The sequence below is a fragment of the Agromyces protaetiae genome (assembly GCF_030866785.1).
GTDB lineage: Bacteria > Actinomycetota > Actinomycetes > Actinomycetales > Microbacteriaceae > Agromyces > Agromyces silvae.
The window spans coordinates 100,588-118,235 of sequence record NZ_CP133018.1; the positions used below are offsets into that span (position 1 = coordinate 100,588).

Sequence of the window (17,648 nt, forward strand, 5' to 3'; positions counted from 1 at the left end):
CGTCGCGGAGCGAGCTCATCTGAGACAGCGACCTCATGACAACGCAGCGCGGACGGGCTGTGTGATGAAGTTCTCGGCCGCATCAAGACCACCACGCTCGCGGCGCTCGACGAAGGCCAGCGACTGGCCCGAGGTCGGCTGACGTCGGGCCGCACCGGCGGCCGGACCTGCCGGTCGAGATCCGAATCCGGAGGGTTGCCGTCGCCGGGAGGACCGGACACACTCGACCCCGAAGGGATGCACCCTTCGCGGAAGGGGAATGCAATGCAGCAGAACCAGCCGTCGGCGGCGATCGCCGCCGCGAACCGCGATCTGGCCGGCCGGCTCCCGTTCGAGGACACCAGCGACTTCGAGGCGGCGAGCCGCGGATTCCTCGGCACGCTCGCCGATCCGAAGATCCGCAACGCGGCGGGCGAGGTGGTGTGGGATGCCTCGAGCTACGACTTCCTCGACGGCGATGCGCCGTCCTCGGTCAATCCGAGTCTGTGGCGCCAGTCCCAGTTGGCCGCGAAGCACGGCCTGTTCGAGGTGGTCGACGGCATCTACCAGGCACGCGGCCTCGACCTGTCGGTGACCTCCTTCATCGAGGGCGACACCGGGGTGATCGTCGTCGATCCGCTCATCTCCGCGGAGACCGGCGCGGCCGCGCTCGCCCTGTATCGCGAACATCGGGGCGACCGGCCGGTCGTCGCCGTCATCTACACGCACAGCCACATCGACCACTTCGGCGGTGTGCTCGGGGTCACGACGCAGGCCGACGTCGACGCGGGACGCGTGCAGATCCTCGCGCCCGAGGGCTTCCTCGAGCACGCGATCGCCGAGAACGTGTACGCGGGCACTGCGATGGGGCGCCGTGCGGGATACATGTACGGCGCGGCCCTGGCCAAGGGTCCGCAGGGGCAGGTCGGCGCGGGCCTCGGGCAGTCCACGTCGACCGGGCAGCCGGGTCTGATCGTGCCGACGGTCGACGTCGCGCAGACCGGCGAGACGCACACGATCGACGGGGTCGAGTTCGAGTTCCAGATGGCGCCGGGTACCGAGGCGCCGGCGGAGATGCACTTCTACCTGCCGCGGTACCGGGCGCTGTGCATGGCCGAGAACGCCACCCACAACCTGCACAACCTGCTCACCTTGCGAGGTGCGCTCGTGCGCGATCCGCACGTGTGGTCGCAGTACCTCACCGAGGCGATCGAACGATTCGCCGACCGCAGCGACGTCGTGTTCGCCTCTCACCACTGGCCGACCTGGGGCAGCGACCGGGTGCGGCACTTCCTCGGTGTGCAGCGCGATCTCTACGGGTACCTGCACGATCAGACGCTGCGGCTGCTCAACCAGGGCTACCAGGGCGCCGAGATCGCCGAGATGCTCCGGATGCCTCCGTCGCTCGAGCGCGAATGGAGCACGCACGGCTACTACGGCTCGGTGAGCCACAACGTCAAGGCCGTCTATCAGCGCTACATGGGCTGGTTCGATGGCAATCCGGCGCGGCTCTGGCCGCACCCGCCGAAGGAGCTCGCCGAGCGTTATGTCGCCGCGATCGGTGGCGTCGACCGTGTCGTCGAGGTCGCGCAGGACGCGTACGACGGCGGCGACCTGCGGTGGGCGGCCACACTGCTCGACCACGCGGTGTTCGCCGAACCGACGCACGAGACCGCGCGGCGCCTCTACGCGGACACGCTCGAGCAGCTGGGCTACGGATCCGAGAACGGCACGTGGCGCAACTTCTTCCTCTCGGGGGCGACCGAGCTGCGGGAGGGCAACTTCGGCACGCCGACCGCCGCGAACGCCCCCGACATCCTGGCCGAGCTGTCGCCGGAACAGGTGTTCGACGCGATCGCCATCACGGTCGACGGCCCGAAGGCCTGGGATCTCGACCTCGCCTTCGACGTGACGATCAGCGATCTCGAGCGCAACTTCCACGTGACCCTGCGCAACGGCGTGCTGATCTACGTCGAGAAGCCGGCGGCCAGCGACCCCGCTCTGCGGATGACGCTCGAGAAAGCACGATTGATCCGTCTCGTCGGCGGAGACCTGTCGCCCGACGGGCTCGGCATCGAGGGCGACCTCGGTGTGCTGCAGCAGCTGCTCGGGGTGCTGTCGCCCGGGGACACGAACTTCGAGATCGTCGTGCCCTGAGCGGCCGGCCTCAGGAATTAATTCCATTCGAGTGCATCCAAACCAGCGTCGGTGACGGAAGGGATAGGTGAAGGCAATCCACGCCCCATCACGGGGCTGACCGACCTGGAGGAACCATGAAGAAGATCCTCGCCGCGGCCATCGGCGCCGGCGCACTCGTCGCTCTCGGCGGCGTGGCTCCGGCGCACGCTGCCGAAGCACCTGCCCAGCTCTCCGTCTTGCACGGCGTGCCGGGGCTCACGGTCGACGTCTACGTCGACGACGCACTCACGATCGACGACTTCGAGCCAGGCGACCTGGCCGGTCCGCTCGAGCTTCCGGCCGGCACCTACTCGGTGGCGATCACGGCCGCGGATGCCGCCGATGCATCCGCGCCCGCGATCGGTCCCATCGACCTGACGCTCGCCTCGGGTGGCAACTACACCGCAGTGGCCCACCTGACCGAGGCGGGCGAACCCACCGCGACCCTGTTCACGAACGATGTCGCGCAGATCGCCGCCGGTGAAGGTCGCCTCACGGTCAGGCATGTGGCGGCAGCGCCCGGCGTCGACGTGCTGGCGGCCGGCACCCCGGTGATCTCGAACCTCACGAACCCGAACGAGCAGGTGCTGACCCTGCCCGCCGGCGTCGTGTCGGCGTCGGTCGCTGCGACCGGCACGACCGAGCCGGTGATCGGCCCGGCCGACGTCGACGTCGCCGAGGGCGTCAACACGATCGTGTACGCCTGGGGCAGCCTCGAGGACGACAACCTCGCCCTCGCGGTGCAGACCATCACCGGGCTGCACTCCACGCCCGATGGCGTGCCGGCCGGTGTCGCCGGGCTCGCCGCGACCGAAGCGCCCGGCGGTGGTTCCGCCGCGCTGATCGTCGTCGGCGTGGGACTGCTCGCAGTGCTCGCGCTCGCGGCCGTGATCGTGGCGACGCGGCGCCCCGCGGAGCAGCGGCGCTGAACCGGCGGGAACGGGCGATGGCCGTGATCAGGACCGTGCAGGCCCTGATCGCGGCCTCGCTCATCGTGCTGGCGCTCGCCGCGTGCCTGGGCCCGGCCGCCGCCCCGCCGACATCGCCGGCGCCCCCCGGGCCGTCGCCGGAGACGGCCGCACCGGCACCCACGCCGTCGCCGACGGTGCCGCAGCCGGCCCGGCAGTCCGCCGCGCTCGAAGACCAGCGCGCACTCGCGGCCCCGCCGCCGACCCGGCTGGAGATCCCCGATCTCGGCATCGATGTCACGGTGCAGCCCGTCGGTCTCGACGATCGCGGGCAGATGGGGTTGTTCGATGACACCGCGATCGCCGCGTGGTATCAATGGGGACCCGCTCCGGCCAGCGCGGCCGGCTCGACCGTGATCGCCGCCCACGTCGACTCGCTGGAGTACGACCTGCTGCCCTTCGCCAGGCTCAGGGATGCGGTCGGCGGCATGCAGGTCATCGTGACGGATGCCGCGGGCGGCCGCCACGGCTACGCCGTGCAGGCCGTCGAGGTCTCCGAGAAGTCCGCAGTCGACTGGTCCGCCGCGTTCGATCGGACCGGTTCGCCGCGGCTCACGCTCGTCACGTGCGGTGGTGAGTTCGATGTGCAGAACCGCCGATACCTGAGCAATCTCGTGCTCACCGCGGTCCGGGTCGGGTGAACGTGGGGAGTCGATATGCTGATCGCATCACCGCAGCATCCGGGTCCGCGCTCGGGTACGGGCTCATGGATTCCGGAATCCGCCCACGACGCCGCCGAAGGGGGTGAACGTCAGCTGAGCAGCAACTCGCGGGTCTCGGATCGGCTCGACGATCAGACGCTCGCCGCAGGCTTCGCCGCGGGCGACGAGTCTGCGCTGAGCGAGGCGTACGCGCGCTGGTCGCCTCTGGTGTTCACACTGGCGCTCCGATCGCTCGGCGTCCGCGCGGATGCCGAGGACGTCACGCAGCAGGTGTACATCTCGGCGTGGCGGACCCGTGCCGGATACGACCCGACCCGCTCATCCCTGAGCGCGTGGATCGTCGGCATCACGCGGCACCGCATCGCCGACGCGCACGAGGCCCGGTCGCGCCAGCGTCGGGTCGAGGAGGCCGCCGTCGCGGAGGCCGCGGTCCGGCCCGCCTCGCACGGCGATGACGTCGCCGAACGCGTCATGGTGGCCGAAGAGCTCGAGGCGCTCGAACCGGTGCCGAGGCGCGTGATGCAACTGGCCTTCTACGAGCAGCTGAGCCAGAGCCAGATCGCCGAGACGCTCGATCTGCCGTTGGGAACGGTGAAGAGTCACATGCGACGCAGCCTCAGCCGATTGAGGACACGATGGGAGGTGGATGATGAGCCACATCGAACCTGAAGACCTCGCGACGCTCGCGCTCGACGGGATGGACACCGACGCGGCAGCGCGGGCGCATCTCGACGACTGCACCGAGTGCCGCGCCGAGTACGACGCGATCGTGCGCACGATCGACCTCGCGCGGGGCGAGGTCGACCAGCCGCTCGAGGTGCCGCCGCCGCACGTCTGGACGACCATTCACCGCGAGCTCGGCCTCACGGCGGAACTGGCCCAGGATCCACTGGGGGCACCCGGGGGTGTGCAGGCGCGCATCGCCGAGCCGGGCTCCCCGGCCGGCGGGCCGGAGGCGGTCGACGACCCGGCTGCGGGGGCCGCCGCTGCCGGTCGTGCGACCAGCGCTGAAGCACGGGCCCGGCGACGGTGGTGGCCGGTCGCGCTGGCCGCGGCCTCGGCGGGTGTGCTCGTCGGCCTGGCCCTCGGGATCGCGCTGGCCGGGTTCGGCACGGGCGGCCAGGGCTCGCAGACCGTCGTCGCGAGTGCGACGCTCGCCGCGTTCCCGGGCTGGTCGACCAGCGGCACCGCGGTCGTGGAGGAGGATGACGACGGGGCCAGGTCGATCGTCGTCGACCTCGACGAGGAGGTGCCCGCGAGCGAGGTCCGCGAGGTCTGGTTGATCCGCTCGGACGCGTCAGGGCTTGTCAGCCTCGGACTGCTCGAGGGCCTCACCGGTCGGTTCGCCGTGCCGGCCGGGATCGATCTCGACGAGTTCACGCTCGTCGACGTGTCCGCCGAGCCGGTCGACGGTGATCCCTCGCATTCGGGGGACTCCATCGTTCGCGGGGAGCTCCAGAGGGCGTGACCATGCGCGGACTGCCGTCCTCGCGGACCGGCGCGACCATCGGTCACGCCGCCATCACACCGCTCGATCGCCGGATGCCTCCACGAGGGTGCCGCGCGTCAACCCGGCCGGCCAGTCGCCGGCCACGGCCGCGACGTCGTACGTGGCCTCGAGGAATCGCAGGAGCAGCGCGTCCGGGTCCGGCGCGGTGCGTACTCGCTCGTAGGGCAGCAGGAACTCGCCGAGCTCCCGGTCGTAGTACGCGCCGTCGATGCCCAGGTCCCGCTCGCGGAATCCCACCGGTTCGGGGTAGGCGTATGCGTAGAAGGCACCCTCCGCGGCGCCGCCCGGCCAGTAGCCGGCGCTCGAGAGCTCCGCGTCGTACGCCTCGTGCATGACCCAGTCGGGACAGTTCGGCACCCCGCCCGGGTGCAGCGGTGCCGGGCGTCCCGAGAATCGCGTCGTCGCGAGGTCGAACGCGCCCCAGAAGAAGTGCACCGGGCTCGCCTTGCCGGTGAACTGGGCCCGGAACCGGTGCAGCACGCGCGACGCCGAGACCAGCGAGACCCAGAATCGGTGGGCCGCGTCCGGGTCGTACTCGGCGGGGCGGGTGTCGAGGTCGAACGCGATGACCTCGGCCAGCTCGACCGGGACCGGATCGAGGTCCACCTCCACGCCGAGCTCGCTCAGCGCCTCGGTGAACGATGCATAGAAGCGCGCGATCGTCCCGCTGTGCAGCGGCAACCGCCGCTCCTGCCCGTCGGTGTGCAGGAGCACGAGTTCGTGGGTGAAGAAGTCGAAGCGCGCCTCGAGTCCCGCCGAACCCACGGGCATGAGCGAGGTGGTGAGGCCACGGCTGTCGACGTAGAGCGGGACGTTCCACCAGTGATTCACGAGCGGGGTGAGCGCGAGGCGGAGCTTCCCGACCATCTGCGTCCAGAGCTGCAGGGTGTCGCGGGTGCCCTGCCATTCCGAAACGGGAAGCGCCGGCCAGGGGGGAGCAACGGTCATGGGTCGAGCCTCCGATCGGTGATGAGCATCACGGAAAGGCTAGACGGCCTTTCATCACTGCAGCGCCGACGTGAGCCGAGCGACGCCGTCGAGGAAGGTCGCCGATGCGGGCTCGCGCTTCCACTCGTCGAGCGTGAGCTCCCGCCCGATCGCGCGGTACCCGGCCTCGACCGCACGGAGGTCGGAGACGAACGACGCGCTGCGCACGAGGAGCGAGATCTCGAAGTTCAGGGCGAACGAGCGGATGTCCATATTGCTCGAGCCGATCACCGCGACGTCGTCATCGATCGACAGATGCTTCGCATGCAGGATGTACGGACCCGGGTACAGGAAGATGCGAACGCCCGCGCGGAGGAGTGCCCCGTAGTAGGAGCGCTGCGCGTGCCACACCGACCCCTGATCGCCGATCTCCGACACGAAGAGCTGCACGTCGAGCCCGCGCAGCCTGGCCGACGTGATGGCGTACATCATCGCCTCATCCGGGACGAAGTACGGGCTGGTGATGATCACCCGCTCCTGCGCCGCGCTGACGAGGCCGAGGAACATGCGCAGGTTGTTCTCCTGCTCGTAGGCCGGGCCGCTCGGCACGATCTGGCAGACGACCGGGGCATCCGTCGAGGCGACGCCGATGTCGGTCACCGGCACGTGCTCCTGGTCACGCAGCATCTCGTCGGTCTCGGCGTACCAATCCGACAGGAAGACGGTGTTCACCGCCGCGACGGTCGGGCCGGTCAGCCTGACCACGAGCTCTTGCCACATGAGCCCGCGCTTCTGGTTCTTCGGCGAGTCGTAGTCGCGCGCGATGAGGTTCTGCGAGCCGGTGTAGGCGACCCGGCCATCGACGACGACGAGCTTGCGGTGGTTGCGCAGGTCGGGCCGCTGCGACTGCCCCTTGAACGGTCGCACGGGAAGGAGATACGCCCACTGCACGCCGATGCGGTCGAGTTCGGCGGTCGTCGCTCCATGCACGGGGACCTTCCGCGACGCGATGTAGTCCATGAGCAGTCGCACCGTCACGCCACGCTGCACGGCTCGCTCCATGGCGGCGAAGAAGCCGCGCGTGGTGTCGTCGAACGCGACGATGAAGAACTCGACGTGCACCCAGCGCTCGGCCCGGTCGAGGTCCGCGGCCATGCGGTCGATCGACGTCTGGTACTCGCCGATGAGCTCCGCGTCGTTGCCGCCGAAGGCGGGCAACGCCCCGAGTGCGGTGTTCTGTCGCACGAGCGAGGCGAACCACTTCGGCCACACCTCGTCGCCGAGATGCAGGTCGATCCCGGCGGAGCGCTCCGCGATGATCCGGTTGATCTCGAGCTGCCGTTCCATCCGCTTGCGGGGCAGCTTGGTGTTGCCGATGAGCAGGAACAGGAGGATGCCGACGAACGGGATGAGGAAGATCGCGAGCAGCCACGCCATCGCGGCCGTGGGCTTCCGCCCGCGGGGGACGATGATGAGCGCGGCGATCCGGATCGCAAGGTCGACCAGGATGAGGATGCCCCCGAGCAGCGTGATTGCCTCGGCGCTCATATGCCTGCCCCCACTCTCGGTGGGTCGATCATATGGGTGACCTGAGCATTCTTCAATGAACGTGCGCTCGCCCGCGGACCTCATCGTGGGGGCGGAGGCGAGAGGCGGAGGGGGCGAGGGGGCTAGCTCGGTGTCCCGCCGTCGGCCTCGATGATCTCTCGCATGGTCTCCATCGAGATCTGGTCGCGCTCGCCGTCGATCCACTCGTGGATGGTGAACGGGATGTCGAGACCGACGAGGTAGTCGACCGTCTTCTCGAGCCGGGGTGCGACGTCGAGATGGTCGTTGCCGAACAGGGCTGCGGTGTAGACGGGCTCGCCGCCGCGGATCGCGCGCCGCAGCTCGACCGTCGACCGCCCGGTGAGGCGGTACAACGACTTCAGGACCTCGCTGCCGAAATCGGGCGTTCCGGTGATGGTGAGCGAAAGGGCGTTCTCGGGTGCGGTCACCCCTCCATCACACCACTCGGCACCCAGATCAGCGAGCCGGTTCAGTAGCTGGCGCGGCCACCGCTGATGTCGTACACGGCGCCGGTCGAGAAGCTGCAGGCGTCCGAGGCCAGCCACGCGACGAGCTCGGCGACCTCCTCCGCGCGACCGAGGCGTCTCATGGGGATCTTCTCCACCAGGGAGGCGAGCACATCCGGTCGGGTCGTCGCGTTCATGGGCGTCTCGATGACGGCCGGGGCGATGGCGTTCACGAGGACGCCTGTGGTCGCGAGCTCTTTGCCGAGCGACTTGGTGAGGCCGATCACGCCCGCCTTGGAGGCCGAATAGGCGGCGAGCCGGGGATTGCCCTCCATGCCGGCGATGCTCGCGATGTTCACGATACGACCCCATCCGGCGTCGATCATGCCCGGCAGCACCGCCTGGCACATGTGGAAGGTCCCCGTGAGGTTCACCGCGAGCGTGCGCTCCCAATCCGAGCCGTCGACGTCGACGAAGTCGGCGTTGGGGCCCACGATGCCCGCGCTGTTGACCAGCACGGCGACGGACCCGAGCCCGGAGACCACTCGGCCGAGATCCTTCGGATCCGTGACGTCGGCGACGAAGTCCGCGTCCGACGTCCGGTCGAGCGTGAAGACCTCATACCCGGCGCGTCCGAGTCGCTCGGCGCACGCGGCGCCGAGTCCGCTCACGCCACCGGTTACTACCGCTTTTCGCATGGTCGCTCTCTCCATATTCCACTTAATGGAACGCACATCTGATAGATTGAATGTTATCAGGCGTGAACGGTCCGTCTCGGAATCCGGGGTGCCCCGGGCAGCCGGGGCACCCCGGCCGCCGCGGGCGAGGCGGACCGCGGCGGTGCCGAGGAGCAGCGAACAGCGTGGCGTCTAGCGCTTCGGGAGCGTGTCGTACGTGAACGCGACGAGGTAGTCGTTCAGAGCCAGCGAAGCGGCCTCGGCCCCGGCTCCGTCGGCTTTCACGATCGCGTGCAGGATGCCGCGGTGGAGTGCGACCGCCTCCTGCACCTGTGCCTCCGGGTCGGTCAAGTGAGCGAACCAGAACCTGCGAGACAGTCCTTGCAGCGGCGCCATCGCCACAGACAGGAACTCGTTCTGCGCTGCCTCGACGATGAACTCGTGTGAGTCGCGGAGCACGGTCGGGAAGTCCTCGACCGATACCGGCGAGGCGTCGAGCCGGTCGAGCATGTCGCGAGCGTGTTCCCGCTGATTGGGACGTGCGCGTGCCGCCGCCAGTTGCGCCGCGAAGGGCTCCAGCACTCGCCGAAGCTCGAGGAGCTTCAGCTGCGCCTCGATGGAACTCGCCGGCACGAGCACGCCGCGCTGCGGGTGGATCTCGACCATCCGGTCCCGGGCGAGTCGCTGGAGCGCTTCACGCACGGGTGTGCGGCCGATGCCGGTGAGCTCGGTGAGCTGCTTCTCGGAAATCAGGCTCCCAGGCGGGATCTCCTGCAGGACGATCATGCGCTCGATCTGATCGAACGCACGATCGGTCAAGTTGCGCTCTGTCACGTCGACCTCCTGCTCGACAGTATCGCGCGAGCCGATGTATGGTTCATACATGACTGATATCTCAGTTGGGCGATGGAGCCTGGTGACTCGAGCGGACGCCACAGATCTGCAGGTGCTCGCAGAGGTCGACGTGCTCGTCGTCGGCGCCGGCGCCGCGGGTGTCGCGGCCGCGACCGTTGCGGCCGAGGGTGGCGCGGAGGTGCTCATCGTCGAGAAATACGGCTTCGCCGGAGGCGCCGCCGTCGCCGGCATGTCGGGCACGATCTGCGGGATGTACCTGGCTTCCGACGACCCGGAGGCGCCGCCGCGTCAGGTCGTCTTCGGATTCACCGAACGCTTCGCGGCCCGCCTTCGCGAACGCGGCGGCCTGACGGGGCCGCAGCGCTACGGAAAGACCTTCACGAGCGCGCACGACCCCCTCAAGTGGCGCGAAGTGGCGGACGAGCTCCTCACCTCGGCGGGGGCTCGCATCCTGTTCCACACCGACGTGGTCGAGGTGATCGTGGAGGACGGCCGATACCGCGGCGTGGTCATCGCCTCGAACGCGGGGCTCGGCGTGATCCGCGCCAGGCGGATCGTCGATGCATCCGGTGACGGGGCGATCGTTGCGCGTGGCGGCGGCGACTGGCGGTTCGGGCAGGACGGTCGGATCCAGAACCCGACCATGTTCTTCCGCATCGGCAACGTCGACCTCGAGCGGTTCTGGGATGCGTGGGGTGAAGACACCATCTGCCCGGCATGGATCACCGAGCGGATCGTCGCCGCGCGCGATCGTGGGCTCGACCTGCCGCGGAACAAGATCTGGATCTTCGACACCGGCCGGGCCGGTGAACTGCTCGTCAATGCCACCCGCCTCGTCGGAGAGGGGGGCCGAATGCTCAACGTCATCGACCCCGTCGACTTCACGATCGCCGAGATCTCGGGCCGTGAGCAGGTTCGCCAGTACGCGCGGTTCCTGCGCGAAGAGATCCCCGGGTGCGAGGAGCTGTACGTGGTCGACACCGGCGTGGAGGCCGGCATCCGGCAGACCAGAACCATCCGTGGCATCCAGACGCTCCGGAACGAGGATGTGGTGGAGGCGCGGAAATCGCCCGACGCGGTGGTGCGGTCGCCGTGGCCGATCGAGCTGCACGATGGTGAGCGTCCGAAGCTGCACTGGATCCTGGACGACTATTACGAGGTGCCCTACGGCACGCTCGTGCCGGCCGTCGGTGAAGACGTCATCGTCGCGGGCCGCTGTCTCAGCGCCGAGCACGAGGCACTCGCCTCGGCGCGGGTCACCGCGCAGTGCTTCGAGTACGGGCACGCGGCGGGCGCCGCCACCCTGATCTCGCTGGAGCGCGAGATCGACTATCGCGCGATCGCCGCGCGAGAGGTACGTGAACGGATGATTCGCGCAGGCAGCGCGCTCACACACGACGAAGACACTGCGAACGTCGACCTGGAGAGGACCCACGCATGACCGAGCCGACCACCCTGCGAAGCAACTTCACACCGGGTACGACTCGCTGGGCGGTGCGTCGTGCCCAGTGGAGTGCGATGGGCATTCCACTGGAGGATCAGGAGAAGCCGAAGATCGCCATCGTCAACACGTCTTCGCGCCTCTCGGTCTGCTTCTCGCACCTCGACGACGTCGCGGTGCGGGTCGCCGAGGCGGTGCGGGAAGGCGGCGGCCTGCCGTTCGAGATCCGCACCACCGCGCCGAGCGACTTCGTCACGAGCGCGGGCCGCAAGGGTCGCTACCTGATGCCGACCCGCGATCTCATCGTCAATGACGTCGAGGCGGCGGTCGAAGGTGCGGTACTCGACGGCATCGTCTTCCTCTCCTCGTGTGACAAGACGACCCCGGCGCACCTCATGGCCGCCGCGCGACTCGACCTTCCGTCGATCGTCGTGATCGGCGGCTACCAACGGGGCGGGACCTGGAGCGGCTGTTCGGTCGACATCGACACGGTCTACGAGTCGGTGGGGGCGATCGCCTCCGGGGAGATGACCGCGCCTCAGCTGGGTGACCTCGCGGATGCCGCGATCCAGGGGCCGGGTGTCTGCGCCGGCCTCGCCACCGCGAACACCATGCATTGCCTCGCGGAGGCGATCGGCATGACCGTGCCCGGCTCCGCGCCGACCCGTGCGAACTCGGAGCAGATGCTCGCGAATGCGTCCGCCGCGGGGCGGCGAATCGTCGACATGGTCATCGAGGGGCTGACAGCTCGACAGGTCATCACCGCCGAGGCCGTCGAGAACGCCGTCGAGGTCGCACTCGCACTCGGCGGCTCCGTCAACTGCATCCGGCACCTCACCGCCATCTCGGCTGAAGCAGACCTCGACCAGGACGTCGTCGCGCTCTTCGAGTCGAAGGGGCGGGATGCCGTCCAACTCGCCGCCATCCGCCCGAACGGCGCGCATCAGGTCTGGGACCTCGATGACATCGGCGGCGTGCAGACGGTGATGCGGACCCTGCTGCCTCGCCTGCACGGAGACGCGCTGACCGTCGATGGCCGTACCGTGGCCGAGCGAGCCGAAGTGGCGCGCGAGGCCGACGGCGAGGTGCTTCGCCCGCTCCATGAACCGATCAAGCCCGAGCCCGGCCTCATCATCCTCCGCGGGTCGCTCGCCCCCGACGGGGCCATCGTCAAGGTCGCCGGGGTCGGCAGCGCGCGACGCCAGTTCAGCGGCCCGGCCAATGTCTTCGTCGGTGAGGACGACGCGATCGACGCGCTCGGAACCGGCGGCATCTCACCGGGCGACGTCATCATCCTCCGCGGCATGGGTCCTCGCGGTGGGCCGGGCACGGTGTTCGCGGCGAGCTTCGTCGCAGCGCTGAACGGCGCAGGCCTCGGCGGTCAGGTCGCGGTCGTCACCGACGGTGAGCTTTCCGGGCTCAACCATGGTCTGGTCGTCGGGCAGGTCATGCCGGAGGCCGCCGACGGTGGTCCGCTCGCCGGAGTCGAGCAGGGGGACGTCATCTCGATCGACCTCGACGCCCGCCTCATCGACGCCGAACCCGTTCGCAACGGCGCGCCCGTGCGTGCCGGCGACCCGGAGGCCGAACGAGGCTGGCTCGGCCAGTACGCCGCGCTCGTGTCGCCGATCCAGCAGGGCGCCGTGCTCCGCCGCCCGCGCCCCTGAGCCACCACCCCACCCCGCTCTCGCCAACGAAGGAGATGGCCATGACCACCGCGACCGATCAGCACGACAGGATGAGCGACGCGAGACGCCGCCAAGCGCGAAAAGCCGGCATCGCCGCGCTCGTCGGCACGACGCTCGAGTGGTACGACTTCTTGATCTACGGCACCGCCGCGGCGCTCGTGCTCAACTCGCAGTTCTTCCCGGACGTCGACCCGCTCGTCGGCACGATCGCGGCCTTCGCGACGTACGCGGTCGGCTTCCTCGCTCGGCCGTTCGGCGGCATCATCCTCGGCAACATGGGCGACAAGGTCGGCCGTAAGAAGATGCTCGTGTTCACCATCGTGCTCATGGGTGTCGCGACGACCCTCATCGGGGTCTTGCCCACGTACGCGGCGATCGGCATCGGTGCGCCGATCCTGCTGGTCGTCCTCCGACTGCTGCAGGGTTTCGGAGCGGGCGGCGAGTACGCCGGCGCGGTCGTGCTCTCGGTCGAGCACGGCGATCAGAAACGACGAGGTCTCGCCGGGGCGTGGGCTCCGACCGGATTCGCCCTCGCGACGCTGCTGTCGACCGGGATCTTCCAGCTCATGACGACGATCCTCTCCAAGGAGGACTTCGAGGCATGGGGCTGGCGCGTGCCGTTCCTGCTCGGCGCACTGCTGCTCCTCGTCGGCTACTTCATCCGTCGGACGATCGATGAGACCCCGGCGTACGAAGACGCGGTCAAGGCCGAGCAAGCCGGCGCCGCCAAGGAGACGAAGATCCCCGTCCTCGAAGCGGTGCGCCGCCACCCGCGGAACTTCTTCGTCGTGGTCGGCTCCCGCCTCGCCGAGAACGCCTTCGCGTACCTCTTCCCGGTGTTCGCCGTCGGCTTTGCGGTGAACACGCTCGGCGTCGAATCGTCCACGACGCTCATGGCCGTGGTCATCGCGTCCGCCGTGCAGGTCGTCGCCATTCCGCTGTGGGCGGCCCTGAGCGACCGGGTGGGCCGCCGGCCCGTCTATGCCGGCGGCGCGATCGCCTCGATCGTCTGGCTCGCGCCGTTCTTCATGCTGCTCGAGACGCTCTCCCCGCCACTGCTCATCATCGGGTTCGTCGTCGGTCTTGGCATCTTCTACCCGGCGATGCTGGCGCCGCAGGCGGCGTACTACGCCGAGCTCTTCGACACCCGCACCCGCCTTTCCGGATTCGCGTTCGCGCGTGAAGTCGGCTCCGTGCTCTCCGGCGGCTTCCTCCCACTCATCGCGACCGCGCTCCTGGCGGCCGTCGGCCACTGGTGGGTCATCCTCGTCTACCTCGGCTTCCTCACGCTGCTGACGCTCATCGCGCTCGCGTTCGGTCCCGAAACCCGGCACGAAGACATCGAAACCGTGCCCTCGGACTGACCAGAGCTCCGGGAGGCGATATCTCCGGGCGCGCAGCGGTGACCTCGCCGCTGCGCGCCCGGCTTCTTCACGGGCCGGCTGCGGGACGTCGCGGGCGACTACTCGACGTGCGTTCCATCTGGTGGAATACTGATCTGATACATTGAACGGTATCAGGAGCAGAATGTCCGAATCAGAATCGGTCCCCGTGGACCCCTCCGTCTCCGATGCCGGTCCCGTCGGCGCGGAGCGCGTGCTGACGGTGCTGGTCGAGCTGGCGAAGGAGCCCGAGGGGTTGAGCCTCGACGAGCTGACCAAGCGTGTCGGAGCGGCGAAGCCCACCGTGCACCGCGCGCTCGGATCGTTGGCGCGCCTCGGCCTCGCGAACCGGCTCGCGCGTGGCCGCTATGTGCTCGGCGACGAGTTCCTCCGCTTGGCGTTCCTGCACCAGGACCGACGCCCCGACCGTGCACGGGTGGAGCCGTTGCTGGAGGCGCTGACGGCGACGTTCGGAGAGACCAGTCACTACGCCGTGCTCGACGGCGACGACGTCGTCTACCGCGCGAAGCGCGATCCGGCCGAGGGCGCCGTGCGACTCACCTCGACCGTCGGCGGCCGCAATCCCGCCTATCGCACGGGAGTCGGCAAGATGCTGCTCGCCTGGCGGTTCGAGTCGTTCGAGGAGGCCGAGCACTGGGCCGCCTCCGAACCCCGGGAGCAGAAGACGCCCACGACGTTGACGGCGCCCCGGGCGCTCGCGACCGCGTTGCAGGAGGCTCGGGAGCGTGGCTACGCGACCGACGATCAGGAGAGCGAACCCGGGGTCAACTGCATCGCGCTGCCGGTCTTCCTCGATTCGCCGCAGGTGCCGACCGGCGCGCTCTCGGTGAGCGCGCTCGCGTTCCGGACCCCGCTCGGCGAGCTCACCGACGCCGTCGAACGCATTCGTGCCATCGCCGACGAGCACCACGTGCGCACCCGGCCGGAGACCGACGGGTAGACGAGATCACCGGGTAGACGAGATCACCGGGTAGACGAGACCACCGGGTAGACGACCCGGCTCAGAGAGAAAGAGGAACACGGCAGCATGCGATTCATCAGAGTGGGAGAGCCCGGCCGCGAACGACCCGGCGTCGATGTCGGATCGGGCCGGTTCGTGGACATCTCAGATCTCGTCCCCGAGATCGACGGCGCGTTCCTCGCGTCCGTGGCCATCCCCGAGATCGAGGCGCTCGTCGCGGAGCGCGTCGCCGCGGGATCGGTCGAGACGCTCGGCGACCGGCGCCTCGGCGCGCCGATCGCGCGGCCGCACCAGATCCTGTGCATCGGACTGAACTACCGGGACCACGCCGAGGAGACGGGGCAGGCGGTGCCCGACGAGCCCATCCTCTTCACCAAGGCGCCGAACACTCTCGTCGGCCCCAATGACGACGTGCAGATCCCCCGGAACTCGACCAAGACGGACTGGGAGGTCGAGCTCGGGGTGGTCATCGGCCGCCGGGCGAGCTATCTCGAGACCGACGAGGAGGCCGAAGCCTGCATCGCCGGGTACGTCCTCGTGAACGACGTGAGCGAGCGGGAGTTCCAGATCGAGCGCGGCGGCCAGTGGTCGAAGGGCAAGTCCTGCCCCACGTTCAATCCGGCCGGTCCGTTCCTGGTGACGCCCGACGAGGTCGGCGACGTGCTCGACCTCGGGCTCTGGCTCGACGTCGACGGGGTGCGCAAGCAGGACAGCTCGACGTCGCAGATGGTCTTCAGCCCCGCCTTCATCGTGCGCTACCTCAGCTGGTTCCTCACCCTCGAGCCCGGCGATCTGATCAACACCGGCACGCCGCCCGGCGTCGGCATGGGCTTCAGCCCGCAGCAGTTCCTGCACGGTGGCGAGGAGGTCCGGCTCGGCATCACGGGTCTCGGCGAGCAGCGGCAGCGCGTCCTCGCCTGACGCGCCGACGCGCAGACCTGGTGGGGCGGCGGTGACCGCCCCACCAGGTCCGCTACTCGGAGGCCGCGTCGGAGGAGCGGCGCGTCAGCGCCTCGAGTTGCCATCGGTGCACGTCGGGCAGCCACTCCAACGGGGCCGCGGGCCCGACTCGCACGTCATCGGGCTCGCGGCCGTCGCGCACGGCTTCGACGTAGGCGCGATCCTGTGCGATTCGCGCCCGGAACGCCTCGGATCCGCCGACCGAGCCGTGGCCGGGAATGACGACGTCGACCTCGTCGGCCACGCCTTCGAACAGCCGCAGTGCGGCGAGGTAGTCCGCGATCGGGTCCGCGGCCTCGAGGTCGAGGAACGGCATCAGGATGTCGGAGAGCATGTCGCCCGCCACGAGGACGCGGGCGTCCTCGATCAGCAGTGCCGCGTGGCCTGTCGCGTGGGCCCGGTGCTCGAGGACCCGGATCTCGGGGCCGTCCCACGGGATCAGAGCGGCCCCGGCCGGGAGGGCGGTCAGGAGTCCGAGCAGGTGCATCGGGATCTCGTCGGCATGCTCCGGCGGCAGCCCCTCCGCGATCTGGGCCTGCCAATCGGCATGGGTCAGCAGCTCCCGGATCGAGGCGGCACCCCGCGCGGTCCCGTACCGCGGCACGTCGCCGAAGGCGGCGTGCCAGAGCACATGGTCCCAGTCCGGATGCGTCGAGAATCCCGCCACTACGGGCTGACCGAGCTCGGCCACGTCGTGCGCGAGGTCCGCCAGGTCGCGGTCGGTGACGCCGGGGTCGACGAGCAGCACTCCATCGGTGCCCTGCACGACCGTCGAGGTGCTCTGGATGAACTCGCTCTCGTGCACGAGCACGCCGTCAGCGACTCGAGTGAGCATGAACTGCCTCCCGCCTTCGGGTGCGATCGTGTGTGGTCGAGACGGTAGTACGGCGCGGTCGCCGCCGCCATCGCGGGCGGTGCGTCAGCCGGCGCGCATCGTGTCGTCGTAGGCGGCCGCGAGCTGCGCACTGGGCCGCGGTGCGTCGGGGACGGGCCTGGCGATGCCGAGGTGCAGCTCTCGGAGTTCGTCCATCATGGCGTCGACGAGCTGCGGGCCGCCATCCCGCAAGAGCTCGGCACGCACCCTGAGACGGCGCTCCCCGTCGCGATGGGCGAGGCCCCAGTTGCCGAGCGCGACCATGATCGGCAGTACCTGGATGCCCGCCTCGGTGAGCGAGTACGCCGCGCGCTGACCGCGTCGAGCCTCGTCGCGGGTGAGGAGCCCGGCGCCGACGAGCCGCTTGAGCCGGTTCGCGAGGATGTTCGACGCGATGCCCTCCTCGGATCCGGCGAGCAGCTCCCGGAAGTGACGGCGGTTGCCGAACATGACGTCGCGCAGCACGAGCATCGACCACGGGTCGCCGAGCACCTCGACGGCGGCATTGATCGCACAGCCCGAGCGCGGAGCGTCTTCCATGACACCCAGC

Annotated in this window: 17 protein-coding genes; 10 read left to right on the forward strand and 7 right to left on the reverse strand. The window is 69.5% G+C overall.

Annotated elements, in window-relative coordinates; all coding sequences use genetic code 11:
• Positions 1 to 264: 264 nt before the first annotated feature.
• The 5 genes from QU602_RS00470 (at position 265) to QU602_RS00490 (ending at position 5,255) form a co-directional block, all read left to right on the forward strand.
• Positions 265 to 2,136 carry an alkyl/aryl-sulfatase gene (locus QU602_RS00470; RefSeq protein ID WP_308798152.1) on the forward strand — a complete coding sequence of 624 codons (1,872 nt, stop codon included), beginning with the start codon at positions 265 to 267 and terminating at the stop codon, positions 2,134 to 2,136.
• Positions 2,137 to 2,252: 116 nt separating this feature from the next.
• Positions 2,253 to 3,086 (forward strand): DUF4397 domain-containing protein, encoded by an 834-nt coding sequence (locus QU602_RS00475; RefSeq protein ID WP_308798153.1) that lies wholly within the window; start codon positions 2,253 to 2,255, stop codon positions 3,084 to 3,086.
• Between the two features lie 17 nt (positions 3,087 to 3,103).
• Positions 3,104 to 3,766, forward strand: a complete 663-nt coding sequence (locus QU602_RS00480) for a class F sortase (RefSeq protein ID WP_308798154.1) — start codon at positions 3,104 to 3,106, stop codon at positions 3,764 to 3,766.
• A gap of 15 nt (positions 3,767 to 3,781) precedes the next feature.
• A complete protein-coding gene (locus QU602_RS00485) occupies positions 3,782 to 4,456 on the forward strand; it encodes an RNA polymerase sigma factor (protein WP_308798155.1) in 675 nt (224 codons plus the stop codon).
• Positions 4,437 to 5,255 (forward strand): anti-sigma factor, encoded by an 819-nt coding sequence (locus tag QU602_RS00490; RefSeq protein ID WP_308798156.1) that lies wholly within the window; start codon positions 4,437 to 4,439, stop codon positions 5,253 to 5,255. Before QU602_RS00485 ends, QU602_RS00490 begins: the two co-directional genes overlap by 20 nt.
• 54 nt (positions 5,256 to 5,309) lie before the next feature.
• Here the strand turns inward: QU602_RS00490 and QU602_RS00495 are convergent, their stop codons facing one another.
• The 5 genes from QU602_RS00495 to QU602_RS00515 form a co-directional block, all read right to left on the reverse strand.
• Positions 5,310 to 6,245, reverse strand: a complete 936-nt coding sequence (locus QU602_RS00495; protein ID WP_308798157.1) for a DUF5996 family protein — start codon at positions 6,243 to 6,245, stop codon at positions 5,310 to 5,312.
• A 54-nt stretch (positions 6,246 to 6,299) separates the two neighbouring features.
• Entirely contained in the window at positions 6,300 to 7,772 is a 1,473-nt protein-coding gene (gene cls, locus QU602_RS00500) for a cardiolipin synthase (protein ID WP_308798158.1), read from the reverse strand.
• A 122-nt stretch (positions 7,773 to 7,894) separates the two neighbouring features.
• Positions 7,895 to 8,221 (reverse strand): hypothetical protein, encoded by a 327-nt coding sequence (locus tag QU602_RS00505; RefSeq protein WP_308798159.1) that lies wholly within the window; start codon positions 8,219 to 8,221, stop codon positions 7,895 to 7,897.
• 41 nt (positions 8,222 to 8,262) lie between these two features.
• On the reverse strand, positions 8,263 to 8,910 hold the full coding sequence (locus QU602_RS00510) for an SDR family NAD(P)-dependent oxidoreductase (protein WP_373692860.1): 648 nt from the start codon (positions 8,908 to 8,910) through the stop codon (positions 8,263 to 8,265).
• Between the two features lie 198 nt (positions 8,911 to 9,108).
• Positions 9,109 to 9,801 (reverse strand): GntR family transcriptional regulator, encoded by a 693-nt coding sequence (locus QU602_RS00515; RefSeq protein WP_308798162.1) that lies wholly within the window; start codon positions 9,799 to 9,801, stop codon positions 9,109 to 9,111.
• On the opposite strand from QU602_RS00515, the gene QU602_RS00520 reads away from it, so the two are divergent.
• The 5 genes from QU602_RS00520 (at position 9,800) to QU602_RS00540 (ending at position 16,185) form a co-directional block, all read left to right on the forward strand.
• Complete coding sequence (locus tag QU602_RS00520; protein WP_308798164.1) at positions 9,800 to 11,212, forward strand: FAD-dependent oxidoreductase; 1,413 nt, start codon at positions 9,800 to 9,802, stop codon at positions 11,210 to 11,212. The two genes, QU602_RS00515 and QU602_RS00520, sit on opposite strands and share 2 nt — an antisense overlap.
• Positions 11,209 to 12,879 carry a dihydroxy-acid dehydratase gene (gene ilvD / locus QU602_RS00525; RefSeq protein WP_308798165.1) on the forward strand — a complete coding sequence of 557 codons (1,671 nt, stop codon included), beginning with the start codon at positions 11,209 to 11,211 and terminating at the stop codon, positions 12,877 to 12,879. Before QU602_RS00520 ends, ilvD begins: the two co-directional genes overlap by 4 nt.
• A gap of 41 nt (positions 12,880 to 12,920) precedes the next feature.
• Positions 12,921 to 14,264, forward strand: coding sequence for an MFS transporter (locus QU602_RS00530; protein WP_308798166.1), 1,344 nt, complete (start codon positions 12,921 to 12,923; stop codon positions 14,262 to 14,264).
• Positions 14,265 to 14,427: 163 nt separating this feature from the next.
• A complete protein-coding gene (locus QU602_RS00535) occupies positions 14,428 to 15,243 on the forward strand; it encodes an IclR family transcriptional regulator (RefSeq protein ID WP_308798167.1) in 816 nt (271 codons plus the stop codon).
• A gap of 87 nt (positions 15,244 to 15,330) precedes the next feature.
• Complete coding sequence (locus QU602_RS00540) at positions 15,331 to 16,185, forward strand: fumarylacetoacetate hydrolase family protein (RefSeq protein WP_308798169.1); 855 nt, start codon at positions 15,331 to 15,333, stop codon at positions 16,183 to 16,185.
• A 52-nt stretch (positions 16,186 to 16,237) separates the two neighbouring features.
• On the opposite strand, the gene QU602_RS00545 is transcribed toward QU602_RS00540, so the two are convergent.
• Together QU602_RS00545 and QU602_RS00550 are read right to left on the reverse strand one after the other, a co-directional pair.
• Complete coding sequence (locus QU602_RS00545; protein WP_308798170.1) at positions 16,238 to 17,059, reverse strand: MBL fold metallo-hydrolase; 822 nt, start codon at positions 17,057 to 17,059, stop codon at positions 16,238 to 16,240.
• A gap of 84 nt (positions 17,060 to 17,143) precedes the next feature.
• Positions 17,144 to 17,638: a winged helix-turn-helix transcriptional regulator gene (locus tag QU602_RS00550; RefSeq protein ID WP_308798171.1), complete on the reverse strand. Its 495-nt coding sequence runs from the start codon at positions 17,636 to 17,638 to the stop codon at positions 17,144 to 17,146.
• Positions 17,639 to 17,648: the final 10 nt, after the last annotated feature.